Origin of the sequence: Cupriavidus oxalaticus (assembly GCF_038900635.1) — a bacterium.
Classification (GTDB): Bacteria; Pseudomonadota; Gammaproteobacteria; order Burkholderiales; family Burkholderiaceae; genus Cupriavidus; species Cupriavidus oxalaticus_B.
This window is the reverse complement of sequence record NZ_JAYMRX010000010.1, coordinates 110,716-126,450: the sequence shown is the minus strand read 5'-3', so window position 1 is coordinate 126,450 and position 15,735 is coordinate 110,716. Positions and strand designations below refer to the sequence as shown.

The 15,735-nt window shown below is 64.5% G+C and carries 14 protein-coding genes and 1 pseudogene; 7 read left to right on the top strand and 8 right to left on the bottom strand.

What is annotated here, in order from left to right:
- Positions 1–110 precede the first annotated feature (110 nt).
- The gene (locus VSR71_RS17850) at positions 111–572 is read right to left on the bottom strand and encodes an isoprenylcysteine carboxylmethyltransferase family protein (protein ID WP_342915175.1); all 462 of its coding nucleotides are present in this window, start codon (positions 570–572) and stop codon (positions 111–113) included.
- 311 nt (positions 573–883) lie between these two features.
- On the opposite strand from VSR71_RS17850, the gene VSR71_RS17845 reads away from it, so the two are divergent.
- The 3 genes and pseudogenes from VSR71_RS17845 (at position 884) to VSR71_RS17835 (ending at position 4,582) form a co-directional block, all read left to right on the top strand.
- A complete protein-coding gene (locus tag VSR71_RS17845; RefSeq protein WP_342915174.1) occupies positions 884–3,586 on the top strand; it encodes a DUF3141 domain-containing protein in 2,703 nt (900 codons plus the stop codon).
- Between the two features lie 222 nt (positions 3,587–3,808).
- A pseudogene (locus VSR71_RS17840) lies at positions 3,809–4,012 on the top strand (TauD/TfdA dioxygenase family protein); the annotation flags it as partial.
- Positions 4,013–4,021: 9 nt separating this feature from the next.
- Positions 4,022–4,582, top strand: coding sequence for an RBBP9/YdeN family alpha/beta hydrolase (locus VSR71_RS17835; RefSeq protein WP_342915173.1), 561 nt, complete (start codon positions 4,022–4,024; stop codon positions 4,580–4,582).
- A 64-nt stretch (positions 4,583–4,646) separates the two neighbouring features.
- Here VSR71_RS17835 and VSR71_RS17830 read toward each other — a convergent pair whose 3' ends face one another.
- From VSR71_RS17830 to VSR71_RS17805, 6 genes are all read right to left on the bottom strand, one after another.
- Positions 4,647–5,642 carry a tripartite tricarboxylate transporter substrate binding protein gene (locus VSR71_RS17830; RefSeq protein ID WP_342915172.1) on the bottom strand — a complete coding sequence of 332 codons (996 nt, stop codon included), beginning with the start codon at positions 5,640–5,642 and terminating at the stop codon, positions 4,647–4,649.
- 175 nt (positions 5,643–5,817) lie between these two features.
- The gene (locus VSR71_RS17825) at positions 5,818–7,194 is read right to left on the bottom strand and encodes an amidase (RefSeq protein WP_342915171.1); all 1,377 of its coding nucleotides are present in this window, start codon (positions 7,192–7,194) and stop codon (positions 5,818–5,820) included.
- Positions 7,194–7,895 (bottom strand): DUF2848 domain-containing protein, encoded by a 702-nt coding sequence (locus tag VSR71_RS17820; protein ID WP_342915170.1) that lies wholly within the window; start codon positions 7,893–7,895, stop codon positions 7,194–7,196. Before VSR71_RS17820 ends, VSR71_RS17825 begins: the two co-directional genes overlap by 1 nt.
- Before the next feature lie 84 nt (positions 7,896–7,979).
- Positions 7,980–9,311, bottom strand: coding sequence for an MFS transporter (locus tag VSR71_RS17815; RefSeq protein WP_428979425.1), 1,332 nt, complete (start codon positions 9,309–9,311; stop codon positions 7,980–7,982).
- A 5-nt stretch (positions 9,312–9,316) separates the two neighbouring features.
- Positions 9,317–9,985 carry a hypothetical protein gene (locus VSR71_RS17810; protein ID WP_342915169.1) on the bottom strand — a complete coding sequence of 223 codons (669 nt, stop codon included), beginning with the start codon at positions 9,983–9,985 and terminating at the stop codon, positions 9,317–9,319.
- 161 nt (positions 9,986–10,146) lie between these two features.
- Positions 10,147–11,058 (bottom strand): LysR family transcriptional regulator, encoded by a 912-nt coding sequence (locus VSR71_RS17805; RefSeq protein WP_342915168.1) that lies wholly within the window; start codon positions 11,056–11,058, stop codon positions 10,147–10,149.
- A gap of 300 nt (positions 11,059–11,358) precedes the next feature.
- Here VSR71_RS17805 and VSR71_RS17800 point away from each other — a divergent pair, with 300 nt between their 5' ends.
- Entirely contained in the window at positions 11,359–11,997 is a 639-nt protein-coding gene (locus VSR71_RS17800) for a DUF302 domain-containing protein (RefSeq protein WP_342915167.1), read from the top strand.
- Between the two features lie 63 nt (positions 11,998–12,060).
- On the opposite strand, the gene VSR71_RS17795 is transcribed toward VSR71_RS17800, so the two are convergent.
- Entirely contained in the window at positions 12,061–12,960 is a 900-nt protein-coding gene (locus VSR71_RS17795) for a LysR family transcriptional regulator (RefSeq protein WP_342915166.1), read from the bottom strand.
- Positions 12,961–13,141: 181 nt separating this feature from the next.
- Here VSR71_RS17795 and sdhC point away from each other — a divergent pair, with 181 nt between their 5' ends.
- Genes sdhC through sdhA form a run of 3 tightly spaced genes read left to right on the top strand, consistent with a single transcriptional unit; the run spans position 13,142 to position 15,708 of the window.
- The gene (sdhC, locus tag VSR71_RS17790) at positions 13,142–13,549 is read left to right on the top strand and encodes a succinate dehydrogenase, cytochrome b556 subunit (protein ID WP_342915165.1); all 408 of its coding nucleotides are present in this window, start codon (positions 13,142–13,144) and stop codon (positions 13,547–13,549) included.
- A gap of 11 nt (positions 13,550–13,560) precedes the next feature.
- Complete coding sequence (sdhD, locus tag VSR71_RS17785; protein ID WP_116324062.1) at positions 13,561–13,926, top strand: succinate dehydrogenase, hydrophobic membrane anchor protein; 366 nt, start codon at positions 13,561–13,563, stop codon at positions 13,924–13,926.
- A 3-nt stretch (positions 13,927–13,929) separates the two neighbouring features.
- Entirely contained in the window at positions 13,930–15,708 is a 1,779-nt protein-coding gene (gene sdhA, locus VSR71_RS17780) for a succinate dehydrogenase flavoprotein subunit (RefSeq protein WP_342915164.1), read from the top strand.
- The last annotated feature ends 27 nt before the right edge of the window (positions 15,709–15,735 follow it).

Below are 15,735 nucleotides of genomic sequence, written 5' to 3'. Positions count from 1 at the left end.
GGGCGGCACGCCGGCGGCGGCGCCCGGCCCCGCCATCGACGATGGATTGAGCATGGCACTGCCGCTCGTCCGGGCACATCCGGGACCACGCCGACGATCGGTTCCACTCGTCAGAGCCACCGGCGAACTCTCTCCTTGTATGCACCGTACTGCGGACCAAACAGGGATGACAGCGCGCGTTCCTCGGGAACAATCTGGAACCGGTCGATGTAGAGCACGAACAGAGGCAGGAATAGCAGCGCGAGCCAGTTTGACAAGTACGCTGCCCACGCCAGCAGGTAGAGCAGCAGGCTCAGGTACATGGGATTGCGCGTGATTCGGAATATCCCGCCCGTGACCAGCAATGAAGCCGTAGCGGGCTTGATCGGATTCATTGTGGTCTTCGCCCGCCAGAATGAAACCATGGCCCAGACCCCGATGGCCGCGCCAGTGCACGCAAGCGCTACTGCGACACCTACGCGAAGTCTGAACGGAATTTCAATCCTGGCCATCGACGCAGCTGCCAGCCACATGAGCAAACCGGTCAGCAGCGCCACGACCGGCGGAGGGATCTTGAGTTCAAGCCAGTTCATTGCAATGAACGCGGGGGGATTCGAGGGAGTCGCGCCTTGACGCCGACAAGCGCCAGTATAGGAGCTGGCACCCTTGAAGCTGTTGCGGCGTTACTTGTGAGGCACTTCGCGTTGTGCAAAGCCTCGCCGGCCGTCACCTTTCACCCCCGGCGCATAGAGTAGAGACATGCCTTGCCGACTGCCCCGCGACTGGGGCCGTCACCTTTCTGTCACGGTGTCTGGCTAGTGTAAGCATTGGCCTGTGAAGCCGGCGTTGGCAACCGTCGCGCTGCCGAATCGCGGTGAGCCTGACGCGGAAGGAGTGCATCTACATGGAACGTCGCGCTGACCCGGGCTCTGCTGCCCTTGGCACCATGATTGCCAGTTTCTGGCAGGGATTCGAAACTTTCGCGCGGGTCTGCAGTGACCAACGCAAGGCCAACCGTCTCATAGCCGACGTGGCGTGGAACCACGTTATCCGGCTGCGACGGGAGACAGCCGGATTTGCCGACGATGTGCATACCAGTGCCGAGGCAGAAACTGCCCGGCTGCCAGCGCTTATGGCAGGCGGACCGGCAAGCTGGGCGACCGGCTGGCTGGCCTACGCCACCGATGCCATGCAGCGGCAGATCCTCATGCTCGACACCCTGCGCCAGCGCGGCAACAATTATGTCGAGCATCTGCAAGCCGACATGCCACCTGTGCTGGATTTTGCGTTCGAGCTCCTGGTTGACGGCCGCGAGCTGGAAGCGCCCGTCAACTACTCGCTCGTGCGGGTCATTCCACCCGATGGTGTCACCGTCGACGACGCCAAGCTGCCGTTCATGATCGTCGACCCGCGCGCCGGCCATGGCGCGGGCATAGGCGGGTTCAAGCCGGATAGCCAGGTGGGCGAGGCGTTCCAGAACGGGCATCCGGTGTACTTCGTGGTTTTCCGTCCGATGCCCGAGCCTGGCCAGACGATGGCCGACATTCGCGACGCGGAGGTGGAGTTCCTCCGCGAGATAGCGCGCCGGCACCCGAAATCGCCTCGGCCCGCGGTGATCGGCAATTGCCAGGGCGGTTGGGCCGCCATGGTGCTTGCGGCTTCGGCGCCCGAGCTCGCCGGGCCCGTCGTCATCAACGGCGCGCCGATGTCTTATTGGGCGGGCAGGACCGGCGAAAACCCGATGCGATATCTTGGCGGCCTCGCGGGCGGCGCCTTGCCGGTGCTGATGCTTTCGGATATCGGGCACGGCGTGTTCGATGGCGCGTGGCTCGTGCTCAACTTCGAGACCCTCGACCCCGCCAATCATCTGTTCAAGAAGTACTACCACCTGTACGCGAACGTCGACACGGAGTCCGAGCGCTATCTTGGATTCGAACGCTGGTGGGGCGGCTTTCACCTGATGAACGAGCCCGAGATCCGCTGGATCGTCGAGAACCTCTTCGTTGGCAACCGGCTCGCCCGCGGCGAAGCAAGGCTCGGCGGCGAGGCGATCGACCTGCGCCGCATCGCCTCGCCTGTCATCGTGTTCGCCTCGCACGGCGACAACATCACGCCGCCGCAGCAGGCCCTCAACTGGATCGCGGATCTTTACGCAAACGTGGATGAGATCAAGATGCGCGGCCAGCGCATTGTGTACATGGTCCATCACACCGTCGGGCACCTTGGCATCTTCGTTTCCGCGAAGGTCGCCAACCGTGAGCACGATGCGATCACCGACACGCTGCGCGCGATCGAAGCGCTGCCGCCCGGCCTCTACGAGATGAAGCTCGACGATGCCGAAGACCGCGTGCATATCCGCTTCGAGGCGCGGACGATCGACGATATCCTCGGCATTGACGACGGCCGCGAGGACGAGGAGCTGTTTGCTTCGGTCGCACGCCTGTCCGAGCTCGCCACGGAAGCCTACGACATCGGGATGCGCCCGTGGGTGCGCGCGGTGGTACCACCCGGGGCGGCGCGGGCGACGCGCGAGCTCCAGCCGATTCGATTGCGCCGGCTCGCGTTCTCGGATGGCAATCCGTTCATGAGCGCCGTCGGCGCGTGGGCCGAATGGACGCGCGCGCACCGCCAGCCTGTCGATGGCGACAACCCATTCGTCGGGCTGGAACGGATCAACGCGAGCATCATCGAGCGTCAGCTCAACCTCTATCGGGATGTACGCGATGCCTGGATGGAGACACTCTTTCATTCGATCTACACGATTCCCGCGGTCAAGGGCATCGGCAGTCACGAGCTGCTGAGCGCCAGGCGCCGTCACGACGAGGATCTGCGCACGCTTCCGGAGGTGCGCGCCGCGCTCGGCGCAATGACCGAAGGCGGTGCGGCGGAAGGTGCCGTACGCATGCTTGTGCTGATGGCAAAGGCACGCGGCTACCTGCGGCGTTCGCGGCTTGAGCGCCTGCTCGATCTGGTCACGACCGCGGGTACGCTCGGCGAGTTCGACGAAGCCGCGCTTTCGAAGCTCATCAGGCAGCAGCAGATCATCGCGGACATGGAGCCGGAGCAGGCGCTGGCAACGATTCCGCTGCTGCTTGAAACCGAACCCCAGCGCAGGACCGCACTTGACGCCGTCATGGAAATCTCCGGTTCCGTCGAGACCATGCATCCGGCTGCGCTTGTGCTCCTGCATCGGTTCTACAGAATGCTTGGCGTGGCGGAGCCGCCCTCGCTGGCACACACGCCAACCGCCCCGCTCGCGAGCACCGACTCGCACGATGCAACGCTCGCCGAGACCGAAGATGCCGTTGACGCTGCGGCGGCCTACGTGGCACAGGCCGCCGACAGCACACTCGTGCCCCGGGCGCCCACGATCGAGCCGGACCTCGACGGCGCGCCGCCCGACGATCTCGCAAGCCTCACGGGCGTCGGTCCGCGCACGGCGGAGAAACTCAATCATCTCGGCATCCGGCGCTACGCACAGCTCGCTGCCCTTGAGCCGGAGGAGGCGGCCTGGCTCGACCTGAAGCTCAACGCACGAGGGCGCGTGATGCGCGAGGCGTGGGTCGAGCAGGCACGCGCCCACCTGAACGGCAGCACGGCGGGGTGATGCTGGGGGAAGCGCGGTCAGGGAAATTTGGGACCGCTGCCCCGGCAGCCCGGTGCTCAGGCTTCGCCGTGGTCAAAGGCTATCGAGGGCCGATGCGTTCCCTTATCGCCGCGCCATGAATTGGTAAGTGCCTGTCACGTCCCGTCAAGCGCAAGAAGCCCGCAGCATCCAGACTCACAAGGGTCGATCGGCCGCATCGATCCCTGGAGACAACAATCACCGGACAAGGCGCCGGGCGCCAGCAATTTGCTCGACTACCTGGTCGGCCAGGCCAGCACCCCCTAATACCAGGTGCGTTTCCGCTGGAAGAAAAACAGTGTTGCATTCTGGGACAACCGTTCGACCCAGCACTATGCAGTGATGGATTACCCCCCGTGCCACCGAAAAATGGAGCGCACCGCCATCATGGGCGACGCGCCATATTGAAATCCTGACATGAACTCTACGACTCCAACCGTTCTCATCGTCCCCGGCCTGCGTGACCATGTGCCGGAACACTGGCAGACGCTGCTGGCAGCGAAGCTGCCTCGCGTGGTCTCAGTCGCTCCACTCGAGCAAGACAAGCTGAGCTGCGCTGCCCGGGTCGATGCCATCGAGCGCGCCGCGGCTGCCATCGAGGGGCCGGTCATCATCGTGGCGCATAGCGCAGGCGCGATGATGGTCGCCCATTGGGCGGCCCGGGGCGCCAGACGCGAGATCCTGGGCGCACTGCTTGCGGCACCCGCGGACCTCGAGACGCCCATGCCGGCAGGCTATCCGGCGACCGACACACTGCGCGATCATGGCTGGCTGCCGATCCCGCGCGCCACCTTGCCGTTTCCGAGCATCGTTGCGGCCAGCAGCAATGATCCGCTGACTCGTCTCGATCGCGCCCGTGAGCTGGCGCAGGCCTGGGGGAGCCGCTTCGTCGAACTCGGCGAAGTCGGGCATCTGAATCCGGCTTCCGGCTATGGTGAATGGCCGCAGGCGGAAGCGCTCATTCGCGAGCTCTCGTGAACGAACCATGGCCGGTGCCACCGGCCATGGAGCAGAGGACGGGACCTGCGGACTATTCTTCTGATTATTCCGGCTGGTAGTTGATGGATTTCAGCAGCGCGGCCTGTTGCTGGTATGCCTGTTTCAGGTCCGTCATCATCTCGTCCGAGGTCGCGGGATCGCCCTGCTCCATGCCCATGTCCTTGATGCGATTCTGCACGGCGGGCTCCCTGAAATATGCCAGCGTGGCCTCGCGGATTTTTTGCTGGACCGCCGGCTCGACATCCGGACGCGACCACACGGCGAACCAGCCTGCCAGCGCCAGCTGCGGGTAGCCAAGCTCCTTGAACGTAGGGACATCCGCCATTCCTGCAATCCGGGTCGGATACGCCACCGCGATCGCCTTGATCTTCCCCGCCTTGATCAGCGGCAGCGAGGTAGTCACCCCATCGAACATCAGCGGCACATGTCCGCCCATCAGGTCGTTCAATGCGGGAGGCGAGCCCTTGTAGCCTACGTGCCGCATTGGCACGTGGGTGAGTTGCCCGAGCAGTATGCCCGAGGTGTGGCCCTTCAATCCTGTGGCGTAGGAGGCAAATACGAGCCCGTCCTTTTGCGATTTGCCGTAGTCGACAAGTTGCTTCAGGTTGGAGACCGGAAGATCCTTGTTGGCGACCAGCACCAGCCCCGTGCGGCTGATCTGTGCAAGAGGCTTCAGGTCGGCAAACGGCTTGTAATTGACCTTGGAGGCCAACGGAGCCTCGCTCACCACACCGCCCTGGATGACCAGGAGGGTATGGCCATCCTTGCCAGTGGACTGCATGTCGCTGATCGCCAGCGCACCGGCGGCACCAGGCTTGTTTTCGACAATGACCGGCTTGCTCCATGCCTTATGCAGGCCTTCCGCCAGCAGCCGCGCCAGTGCGTCGGCGCTGCCGCCGGCAGGGCCCGCCACCACCAGCCGGACCGGCTTCGTTGGCCAGGCCGGTTGGGCCTGAGCCACGGGCAGCCAGCCGACGACACCAACGCCGAGCGCCAGGGCGTATCCACGCCACAAAATGTTGTTGGCCTGCTTCTCCATCTCTGTACCTCTTGAATGCTGCTTTGCGTGTTTGGAAGGCTTTGTCGATGACGGACTCGAGGGCGCGCCAGCTTCCGTCCATTCTCGGGTCGCTCCACGCCGACCGGCTTGGCCGATCACGACATGCTTTTACCAATTCGCGCAAACAGAGGGAAAACCCTGTAGAGATACTGCGCTACCCTTCCCGACCGCTCTTGCCAGCCACCGACAATTCGCGATGGCAAAGGCCCTTCTCGATCGCCCCGGCAACCTGCAGGATGCGCGCGTCGGCACCGTGCAGGCCACAGACGCTGAGCGCAATGCCCGGGACGGCCGCGGGTAGCGGAAGGGATACCGCACAGCCATCGAGAAAGTTGATGACGCTCGGATTGCGAAGCACCAGCCCGTTGGTCGAAAAGAAGGCCTCATCGCTGTCGAGCGCATCGAGCCGCGGCGGCCGCACGGCCACGGTCGGCATCAGCCAGGCGTCGGCATCGCGCAGAAGCTCGGCGGCTCTCTGGCGCATGGCGTGCCGTTCCTTGAGCAGCGTCAGATAGTCGGCAGCGCTCAGTTGCTGGCCGCGGCGAATCCGTGTCGCCACACGCGGATCGTACGCAGCGCCGCGCTCGTCCAGCAGAGCGCGATGCCAGTGCCACGCTTCGGCCGCGGTCAGGCCGCCGCCGGCGTTGATGGTCGGCAGGCGGTGAAGCTCGGGGAAATCGAACGGGATGACGTGGGCACCAAGCCGGGACAGGCTGGCAAGCGCTGCATCGAAACCACGCGCGACTTCGCTGTCCAGGGACTCCGTGACGAAGTCGCGCGTCACGTACAGGCGCAGGCCGGCGAGCGCCGCGGGCCGGCTGTCGAGCGATTCACCGCTGAGGACCGCATCGACGGCCGCACAGCAAGCCACTGAGCGCGCCAGCGGGCCGGCCGAGTCGAGCGAGCTCGACAACGGCACGGCGCCCGCCAGCGGCACGCGCCTTGCACTGGGCTTGAAGCCGGTCAGCCCGCAGAATGCGCTCGGAATGCGGATCGAGCCGCCCGTGTCGGTGCCGAGCGCGGCCGCGGCCATATCGAGCGCCACGCTGACGGCGCCGCCCGAGGTCGAGCCGCCGGCAATGCAGGCCTGGTCGAACGGCGTGCGGGGCGTACCGTAGTGCGGATTCAGGCCGAGTCCGGAGAAGGCGAACTCACTCATGTTGGTGCGCCCGACCAGCACCGCCCCCGCCGCGCGCAGGCGCGCCACGGCGGGAGAATCAGCGGCAGCGGCAGCGCCATCCAGCGCCTTTGAACCGGCCCGCGTCACCTGGCCGCGTACATCGAACAAGTCCTTGACGGAAACCGGCAGGCCGGCCAGTGGCGACGCCACATAGCCGGCAGCACGCGCCTGGTCCGCCGTCGCGGCCGCCGCCAGGGCCCCCTTGTCATCGACCTCCATGAATGCTGCACCGCCGGACGCGCGATGACTGTCGATGCGCTCGAGCGCCTGTTCGGTCAGCGCGACGCTCGTCGTCTGCCCGGCATCCAGGCTGGCGGCCAGTTCGGCAATGGTGGGAAGATCGGTGCGCATCAGGGAGCCACCTCCAGGCTAGCCACGCGGTACGCATGGCGTAGCGAGCGCCGCAATACCGGATCGTGCAGCTCGACTTCGAATGCCTCCCCGCCTCCCAGTTCCCCGATCACCGCCTGGGTGCCGCAGAACATCGCGGTACCGGGCGGCAGCTCGTGGCCGCCGTCCATTCCGCCGTCCACTGCGCCGTGCAGGCGGCGGATCAGGTCGCGCGGATCGAGCAGGCGCGTCACCAGCCCTTCCTGGTAGAGCTCGCGCACGCCATGCCGGGTGCGCCAGCAGCGCATCTCGATCCGGTCCCAGTGCGCCGCGACATCGTCGAAGCGCCAGACCTCGCTGCCGACCGGCTTGGCGCACATCTGCTTTGAGACCGTGACATCGTAGGCCTCGACCATGCGGTCGGTATGGTCCGAGCCCACGCCGACATAGAGCGCGTCAGGGCCCGCCATCAGCACGAACTCGATCTCACCCGACGAATCGTCCCGCGGTACTTCCAGCAACGGCGCGGTGGTCAGCAACGAGGCTGCAAGCGGGTAAAAGCATGGGACGATCGATGGCGGCTTCACGCCGATCTCTTCGAGTTCCCGGATGTGGTGGTTGACGGCGTCGGCATCGCGCCCGGTCCAGCCGGCAATGACGAGCCGGTCGATATGCAGCGCCAGCGGTCCTTCGCCGGCAAGTTGGAATTGCAGAGTAGGCATGCGGTAGAAGTTGTGGATGATGAGGCTGCGAGCGGAACGCAGATCGGCGCGGCCCGCCGGACAAGCCGGCGGGGCATTGCCGCTTCAGTGTTCGAGCGGCTTGTGCGCCGTCTCACGGGCAATCAGCAGCGCAACCAGTGTCACGCCCAATGCCGCGCAGACGTAGAGGGACACCGCGCCGGTGCTGCCATAGGCCTTGTACAGGCTGGTGATGATGAGCGGAGCGAAACCGCCGCCGAGGATGCCCGCCAGCGTGTAGGCCAGTGACGAGCCCGCATAGCGCACCCGCGTCGGAAACTGCTCGGTCACGAACGCTGCCTGCGGGCCGTACATGACGGCATGGATCTGCAGACCCAGCACCACGGCCACGCAGATCTGCCACGGCTGGCTGCTGTCCATCAGCATGAAGAACACGAACGCCCACACGATTCCCAGCAGCGCCCCGGCGATGTAGACCGGCCGGCGGCCGAGCTTGTCAGACAGCGCGCCGAACAGCGGCACCGTCAGCGCATTACCGGCCGCGCCCAGCATCGTCGCGGTCAGTGCCAGCGGACGCGACAGGTTCAGCACGCTGGTGACATAGGTCAGCGTAAAGACCACCACCAGCGCATAGAGCACGTCCGAGCCGATGCGCACGCCGCCAGCCACCAGCAGGCGCCGCCAGTGCGAGACGAACACTTCCTTCAACGGGGTCTTGGCCTGGGCATTGTGCGCAGCCATTTCCTTGAACGCCGGCGTCTCGTCCACGCCACGCCGCAGCCACAAGCCGAATACCACCAGCGCCACGCTCGAGACGAACGGGATGCGCCAGCCCCAGGCCAGGAAGTCTTCCGGGCTCAGGAACACCGAGACCAGGGCAATGAAGCCGGTGCCCAGCAGCGTGCCGGCCGACGGACCCACCTGCGTAAAGGATGCATTGCGCCCGCGCTGGTCCTGCCTGCCGTGCTCCATCGCCAGCAGCACCGCGCCGGCCCACTCGCCACCAATCGCCGCGCCCTGCACAAAGCGCAGCGCCACCAGCAGCAGCGGGCTCCAGATGCCCCACGACGCATAGGTCGGCAGCAGGCCCATCACGCCGGTGGCTATGCCCATCAGGATCAGCGTGGTTACCAGGACAAAGCGGCGGCCGAGCTTGTCGCCAAGATGACCGAACACCATGCCGCCAAGGGGCCGGGACACATAGCCGACGGCATACGTGGAGAACGCCAGGATCGTGCCCGTGAGCGGATCGAAGGATGGAAAGAAGATGACGTTGAAGACCAGCGCCGCCATCAGGTTGTAGACGGTAAAGTCGTACCACTCCAGCGTGGTCCCGATCGAGCTGGCCGCGGCCAGGCGGCGCATCTTCGCGCTGGCATTGGCATTGGCTTCGCGCGCGCCGGCTGCGGAACCGGCGTCGGCTGCCGTAGAGATCATTTCGCTCATGACGCCAGTTCCTTTGCGTAGAGTTTCCACTTGAGGATGTAGCGCGTCGCACCTGCGGCATCGGCGTGCAGGCCCTGCGCCGCGAGGCTCTCAGCGAGCTCGCTTGCCTGTTCATCGCTGCTCTCCACGACGAACAGGGGAAGCAGATCGCGGCCTTCGAGGCTCTCGTTGGGCAAGGGTTGACTGAGTTCGTCGTCGGGGACGAGAAGACAGGAGCGGACGAACCCCACACGCAGCGAGAGTTCATCTCCGACCTCGGCTGCGCGATCGATAAGGGACACGACATCGTCGGCACGCGGCAGCGGAAGGACCGCGATCCAGCTGCCGCTGCCCTGCCCCACCGACGCGTTGACCGCGCACACGCGGCGCATCGGCCTGCGCATGCGCCCGAGGTTGGTGACCGACCACGGGGTCTGGTGCCGGAAAGCCTGCTTGTACGCGGCCGAGGTAAACGCGGCCAGCGATTCGGTGCGATAGAGGCCGAGGTACTTCGGCCCACCGTGCACTGCCTGGTAACGCGCGGCCGAGATAAAACCCGGAACGCGCGCGCGCTCCTCTACGTGTTCGCGGTCGTACCAGAGGTTGAAATCGGCTTCATCGGCCGCGTCCACATCGGACGCGACGAACAACAAGCCATGTGGGGGAATGGCCGCAGGATTGCTCATCTGACTCTGTCTCCTCTGTAGGGGTGATCGCCGGGTACGGCGAATGAGTCGATGATCGTTGCAGCAGCGAGTCAGGACAAACGGGAAATTGTTGGTCTTTCCGATCAGTTTTTCTTGTGGATGCGGCCGGGAAACCGCACCAGGGTGGCGCAATGGCCTCCCTAGGCTCCCGAATATGGTGCTGGCAGCGACTGGACGAACTGATCCGATTCGCGGCAGGCCAGTTCGGCAACGAAGCGGATGGCCTCGGAAACGCCATGGTCGTGATAGCTGACCACGACGCGTTGCGGGGGCAGCGGGACATCGCAGGCAAGCAGGCGCAATTCGCCGCGCTCGACCTGCTCGCGCACCGGTGCCAGCGGCATCAGGGCATTGCCGAACCCGCCCCTGACCAGCCTGACAATGGCGGCGATCGAGCTGACGCAATGCACCTTGCCTACCGGCAGTCCGGCCTTGCGATACAGTTCCTTGAGCGCAACATGGGGCTGCGAGCCCCGGCTCATGGTGATGGTCGGATGCTGCAGCAGCCCGGCCAGCACGCCTTCACCCGGCTGCGCTTCACCCGGCGGGCCAACCCAGCCCATCGCCATCGGCAGGCAGGGCATGCTGGCAATGCCCTCGCCGACGGCAGTGTCGGTCTGCAGCGCGATGTCGATCGCGCCGGCGCGCAGGCTCTTGTGCAGCCCTTCGGTCGTCTCGGAGGTGATCTGCACCTCGATGCCGGGATAGGTCGAACTCAGGTGCCGCAGGAAGTCGACCAGCCAGGTATGCACCACGGTCTCTATGGCGCCGATGCGCACCAGCCCGAGCAGTTGCTGGTCGGAGCGGCCCAGCACCATGATCTCGCGCTGCAGTTCGAGCATCCGCTCACCGTAGCTGAGCAGCCGCAGGCCAACCGGCGTCAGCCGCAGATCGCGGGCCTCGCGTTCAAAGACGCGCGCCCCGATCTCCTGCTCGAGCGAGGCGATGCGGTTTGACATGGCAGCCTGCGTGATGTGCAGGTGGTCGGCCGCGGCGCGGAAGCTGCCAAGCCGCGCCACCCACATGAAGGCCTCGATGAAACGTGTATTCAAGGGCACCTCGGCGCAAGGCGGCCTGAAACCACACCATTCATGGTGTTGTCCCCTCGTATTGTGTGTCGGTTTGCCGGGGATTGTACCTGTGTAGTGATGTGTTGCCGGCACTGCCGACCTTTCCCTAGGGATAGCCCCGAGGTGGAGGCGGCGCGATCCTCCTTGACCTCGGCAGCTTCGCTGACTAGCATGTAGACGCCGGATACATCATGGCGAGAACAGCAGGTAGCCGAGACGACGAGACTGAGAGCGGCTCACAGAAATGTCGCAGTCCTTTTGTCGGGCTCTATGGCGATCATCATGCTAGTGATTGAGATGGGAGGAGAAATGAGACTACGACACGCGTTCGCGCTCGCCTTGTCGGTCGCGCTGATCATGCCGCAGTTCGCCGCATATGGTGCTGACCCGGCGACAGGACAGGCAAATCCTGCCGGGGTTCAAGCCAGTTCACAGCCTGTCAGCATCGTGCACAGGACGCTGGAACTACGGATCGATTATGAAGCCTTCACGCGCAGCTTCGAGTCCGTTCTGGGCAAATTCGATCGGGCGGTAATGGCTTCGCTCGCCAGCGACCCCGAGGGGGCGGAGATAAGAATGGCACGCATGGAGGGCGAACAAGGGCTGATGATCTTTGCGGCGCAGGACCATGGTGCGCTGTTCGCTATGACCGGCTCGCACCGGAAGGCCAGGCGCTATCACGTCGGGAACCCGAGGATCGCGCTGCAAATGACCAGCCTTGATATCCGCGCCGGCCTCTACGCACCGCTGTCCCTGCTCGTCTATGAAACTGAACCTGGCGTGGTGAAGGTCGACTTCGACCAGCCTTCCACGCTATTCGGCCAGTTTGGCAACCCGGCTGTTACAGCAATCGGCCTCGCGCTCGATCGAAAGCTGGCAATCGTGATCCAGCGGGCCGCACAGTTGGCGGCCCAACAGTAAGCCTGGCAACAGGGAACTCCGAAATCCCGAACGCCACCGCGCTGCTGGCCAAGTACGCACCAGTCAAGGCTGGGCCCCGGCTCCGGGCCTCTGGGCCTTGTGCAGAAAATTTGCCGTTTTCGCGGGGGTCGCCTCGATTCGCGACGCGAGTGCCAGGCGGATCGAGACCGGGCTGCCAACGATGTCCTTGTAGACAACGCCCTCGACCTGTATCTGGCAAACCGAGGCGGGAACGAGTGAAACGCCGAATTCCGCTGCCACGAGATTCACGACTGAAGAGAGTTGCGGGGCCTCCTGCCCGGCGATGAGATCAAAACCGGCCTGCTTGCAAGCGCCGACAATGACGTCATGCAAGGTCGGACTTGCTTCGCGGGGCAGCAGCACAAAATGGTCTTGCGCCAAGGCGTCGAGGGATATCCGGCGCCGCTTCGCAAGAGGGTGCGTCGCGGGCAGCACGACCTTCATCGGCTCCACGGCAATGTGCTGCAGTTGAACGCCGGCCGGCGACTGCCCGCTCAAGCGGACAAAGGCCACATCGACCCGGCCATCATTGAGATAGGCGAGGAGTTGTGACGTATTGCCTTCCGCCAGGGTGAGGACAACATTGGGGTAATCCTGCCGGTAGGCGCGGATCAGCCTTGAGACCACGGGATTGAACGCAGCCGAGCCGGTGAATCCGATATTGAGGCGCCCGATTTCGCCCCGTCCCGCGCTTTGCGCTTTCTCCACGGCTGTGCGCGTGTCATGGAGTATGCGCCTGGCATCCGTTGCGAACGCCTCGCCCGCTTCGGTCAGTACCACGCCATGCCCGGTGCGGCGAAACAGCTTGACCCCCAGTTCCTCCTCCAGCGCGTGAATCTGCTGGCTGAGCGGCGGCTGCCCGATGCCGAGCCTTTCCGCTGCCCGCGTTACGTTGCGCTCGTCGGCGACGGCGAGGAAGTAGCGAATATGCCGCAGCTCCATGCGATATCTGCCGTTATATATATCAGAAAGATGCGATAGATATTGGACAGTATATCAGCGGGAGGCCAAAATACGCGCGTATCAGCCCCTGGCCGGGGCTGCACGATATCGGACACTGCGTCGGATCGTGTGGCTCGAGGCCAGGACGGCGAATCATCCCACTACAAGAATCAGCGCCCCCATGGAAAAGCAACTATCCACCAGGCCCGAATTCCGGAATATCGGTATCTCGCAGATCGCGAAATACCGGTTGCCCTGGGCCGGCAAGGTATCCATCCTGCATCGCGCGAGCGGTGCCTTGATGTTTCTCCTCCTTCCCTTCGTCCTGTATCTGTTCGAGCAGAGCATCACCTCCGAACTGAGCTTCGCAAAGTTCTCGGCCCTGTTGTCCGGCGGCTTTGTCAAGCTGGTTGTTCTGGCCCTGATCTGGGGTTATCTGCATCATTTCTGCGCTGGTATCCGCTTCCTGCTGCTGGATGTGCACGTCGGTGTCTCCAAGCCCGCCTCGGCCAAGTCTGCCGTCAGCGTGCTGGTTGTCAGCCTGCTGCTTACCCTGATTTTCGGCCTGAAGCTGTTCGGCCTGTTCTGAGGAGAATCACGGTGGCAAATAACAATATCGGTCCCAAGCGTCTGGTCGTCGGTGCCCACTACGGCCTGAAAGACTGGCTCGCGCAACGCGTCACGGCCGTGATCATGGTGGTGTTCACCGTGGTCTTGGCCATTGCCTTCCTGCTGTCGAACGGCGCTTCGTATGAGGCGTGGGCAGGGCTCTTCGCCAACCAGTGGATGAAGATCATCACGTTCCTGACCATCCTGTCGCTGCTGTATCACGCCTGGATCGGCGTGCGCGACATCTGGATGGACTATGTGCGTCCGATGGCCGTGCGCCTGGTGCTGCAAGTTCTTACGATTCTGTGGCTCGTCGGTTGCGCGGGCTACGCTGCTCAGATTCTCTGGAGGGTGTAATAAATGGTCGCAGTCAAGACTGGATTGCCGCGTCGCCGCTTTGACGTGGTCATCGTCGGTGCTGGCGGCGCCGGGATGCGCGCATCCCTCCAGCTCGCGGAAGCCGGCCTGAACGTGGCCGTGCTGTCCAAGGTGTTCCCGACCCGCTCGCACACGGTGGCGGCGCAGGGCGGCATCGGTGCCTCGCTCGGCAACATGAGCGAGGACAACTGGCACTATCACTTCTACGACACCATCAAGGGCTCGGACTGGCTGGGCGACCAGGACGCGATCGAGTTCATGTGCCGGGAAGCGCCGAAGGTCGTGTACGAGCTCGAGCACTTCGGCATGCCGTTCGACCGCAACCCGGACGGCACCATCTACCAGCGCCCGTTCGGCGGCCACACCGCCAACTACGGCGAGAAGCCGGTGCAGCGCGCCTGCGCCGCGGCCGACCGTACCGGCCATGCGCTGCTGCACACGCTGTACCAGCGCAACGTGCGCGCCAAGACCCACTTCTTCGTCGAATGGATGGCGCTGGACCTGATCCGCGACCAGGACGGCGACGTGCTGGGCGTGACCGCGCTGGAAATGGAAACCGGCGAGGTCTACATCCTCGAAGCCAAGACCACGCTGTTCGCCACGGGCGGTGCCGGCCGTATCTACGCCGCGTCGACCAATGCCTTCATCAACACCGGTGATGGCCTGGGCATGGCTGCGCGCGCCGGCGTGCCGCTGGAAGACATGGAGTTCTGGCAGTTCCACCCGACCGGCGTGGCCGGCGCGGGCGTGCTGATCACCGAAGGCGTGCGTGGCGAGGGCGGTATCCTGCGCAACAAGGATGGCGAGCGCTTCATGGAGCGCTATGCGCCGACGCTGAAGGATCTGGCGCCGCGTGACTTCGTGTCGCGCTCGATGGACCAGGAAATCAAGGAAGGCCGTGGTTGCGGCCCGAACGGCGACTACGTGCTGCTCGACCTGACCCACGTCGGTGCCGAGACCATCATGAAGCGCCTGCCGTCGATCCGCGAAATCGGCATGAAGTTCGCCAACGTCGACGCGATCAAGGAACCGATCCCGGTGGTCCCGACCATCCACTACCAGATGGGCGGTATTCCGACGAATTACCACGGCCAGGTCGTGGTGCCGAAGAACGGCAACCCGAACGAAGTCCTGAACGGTTTCTACGCGATCGGCGAATGCTCGTGCGTGTCGGTGCACGGCGCCAACCGCCTGGGCACCAACTCGTTGCTGGACCTGGTGGTGTTTGGCCGTGCGGCCGGCAACCACATCATTGCGCAGAACCTGAAGCAGAAGGAACACAAGCCGCTGCCGGCCGATGCCGCTGACCTGGCGATGTCGCGCCTGGCCAAGCTGCAGGCCACGTCGTCGGGCGAATACACGCAGGACGTCGCCAACGACATCCGCAAGAACATGCAATCGCATGCCGGCGTGTTCCGTACGCAGAAGCTGATGGACGAAGGCGTCGAGCGCATCCTGGAAGTGTCCGAGCGTGCCGACAACATCCACCTGAAGGACAAGTCCAAGGTCTTCAACACCGCGCTGGTGGAAGCCCTGGAAGTGGCCAACCTGGTGGAAGTGGCCAAGGCCACCATGATCTCGGCGGCCGCCCGCAAGGAATCGCGCGGCGCCCACGCGCACAGCGACTTCCCCAACCGCGACGACCAGAACTGGCTCAAGCACACGCTGTTCTACAGCGAAGGCAACCGCCTCGACTACAAGCCGGTGAAGATGGAACCGCTGACGGTGGAAAGCGTGCCGCCGAAGGCCCGTACCTTCTGAGCACCGCATCGTAGAGACAACAGGACC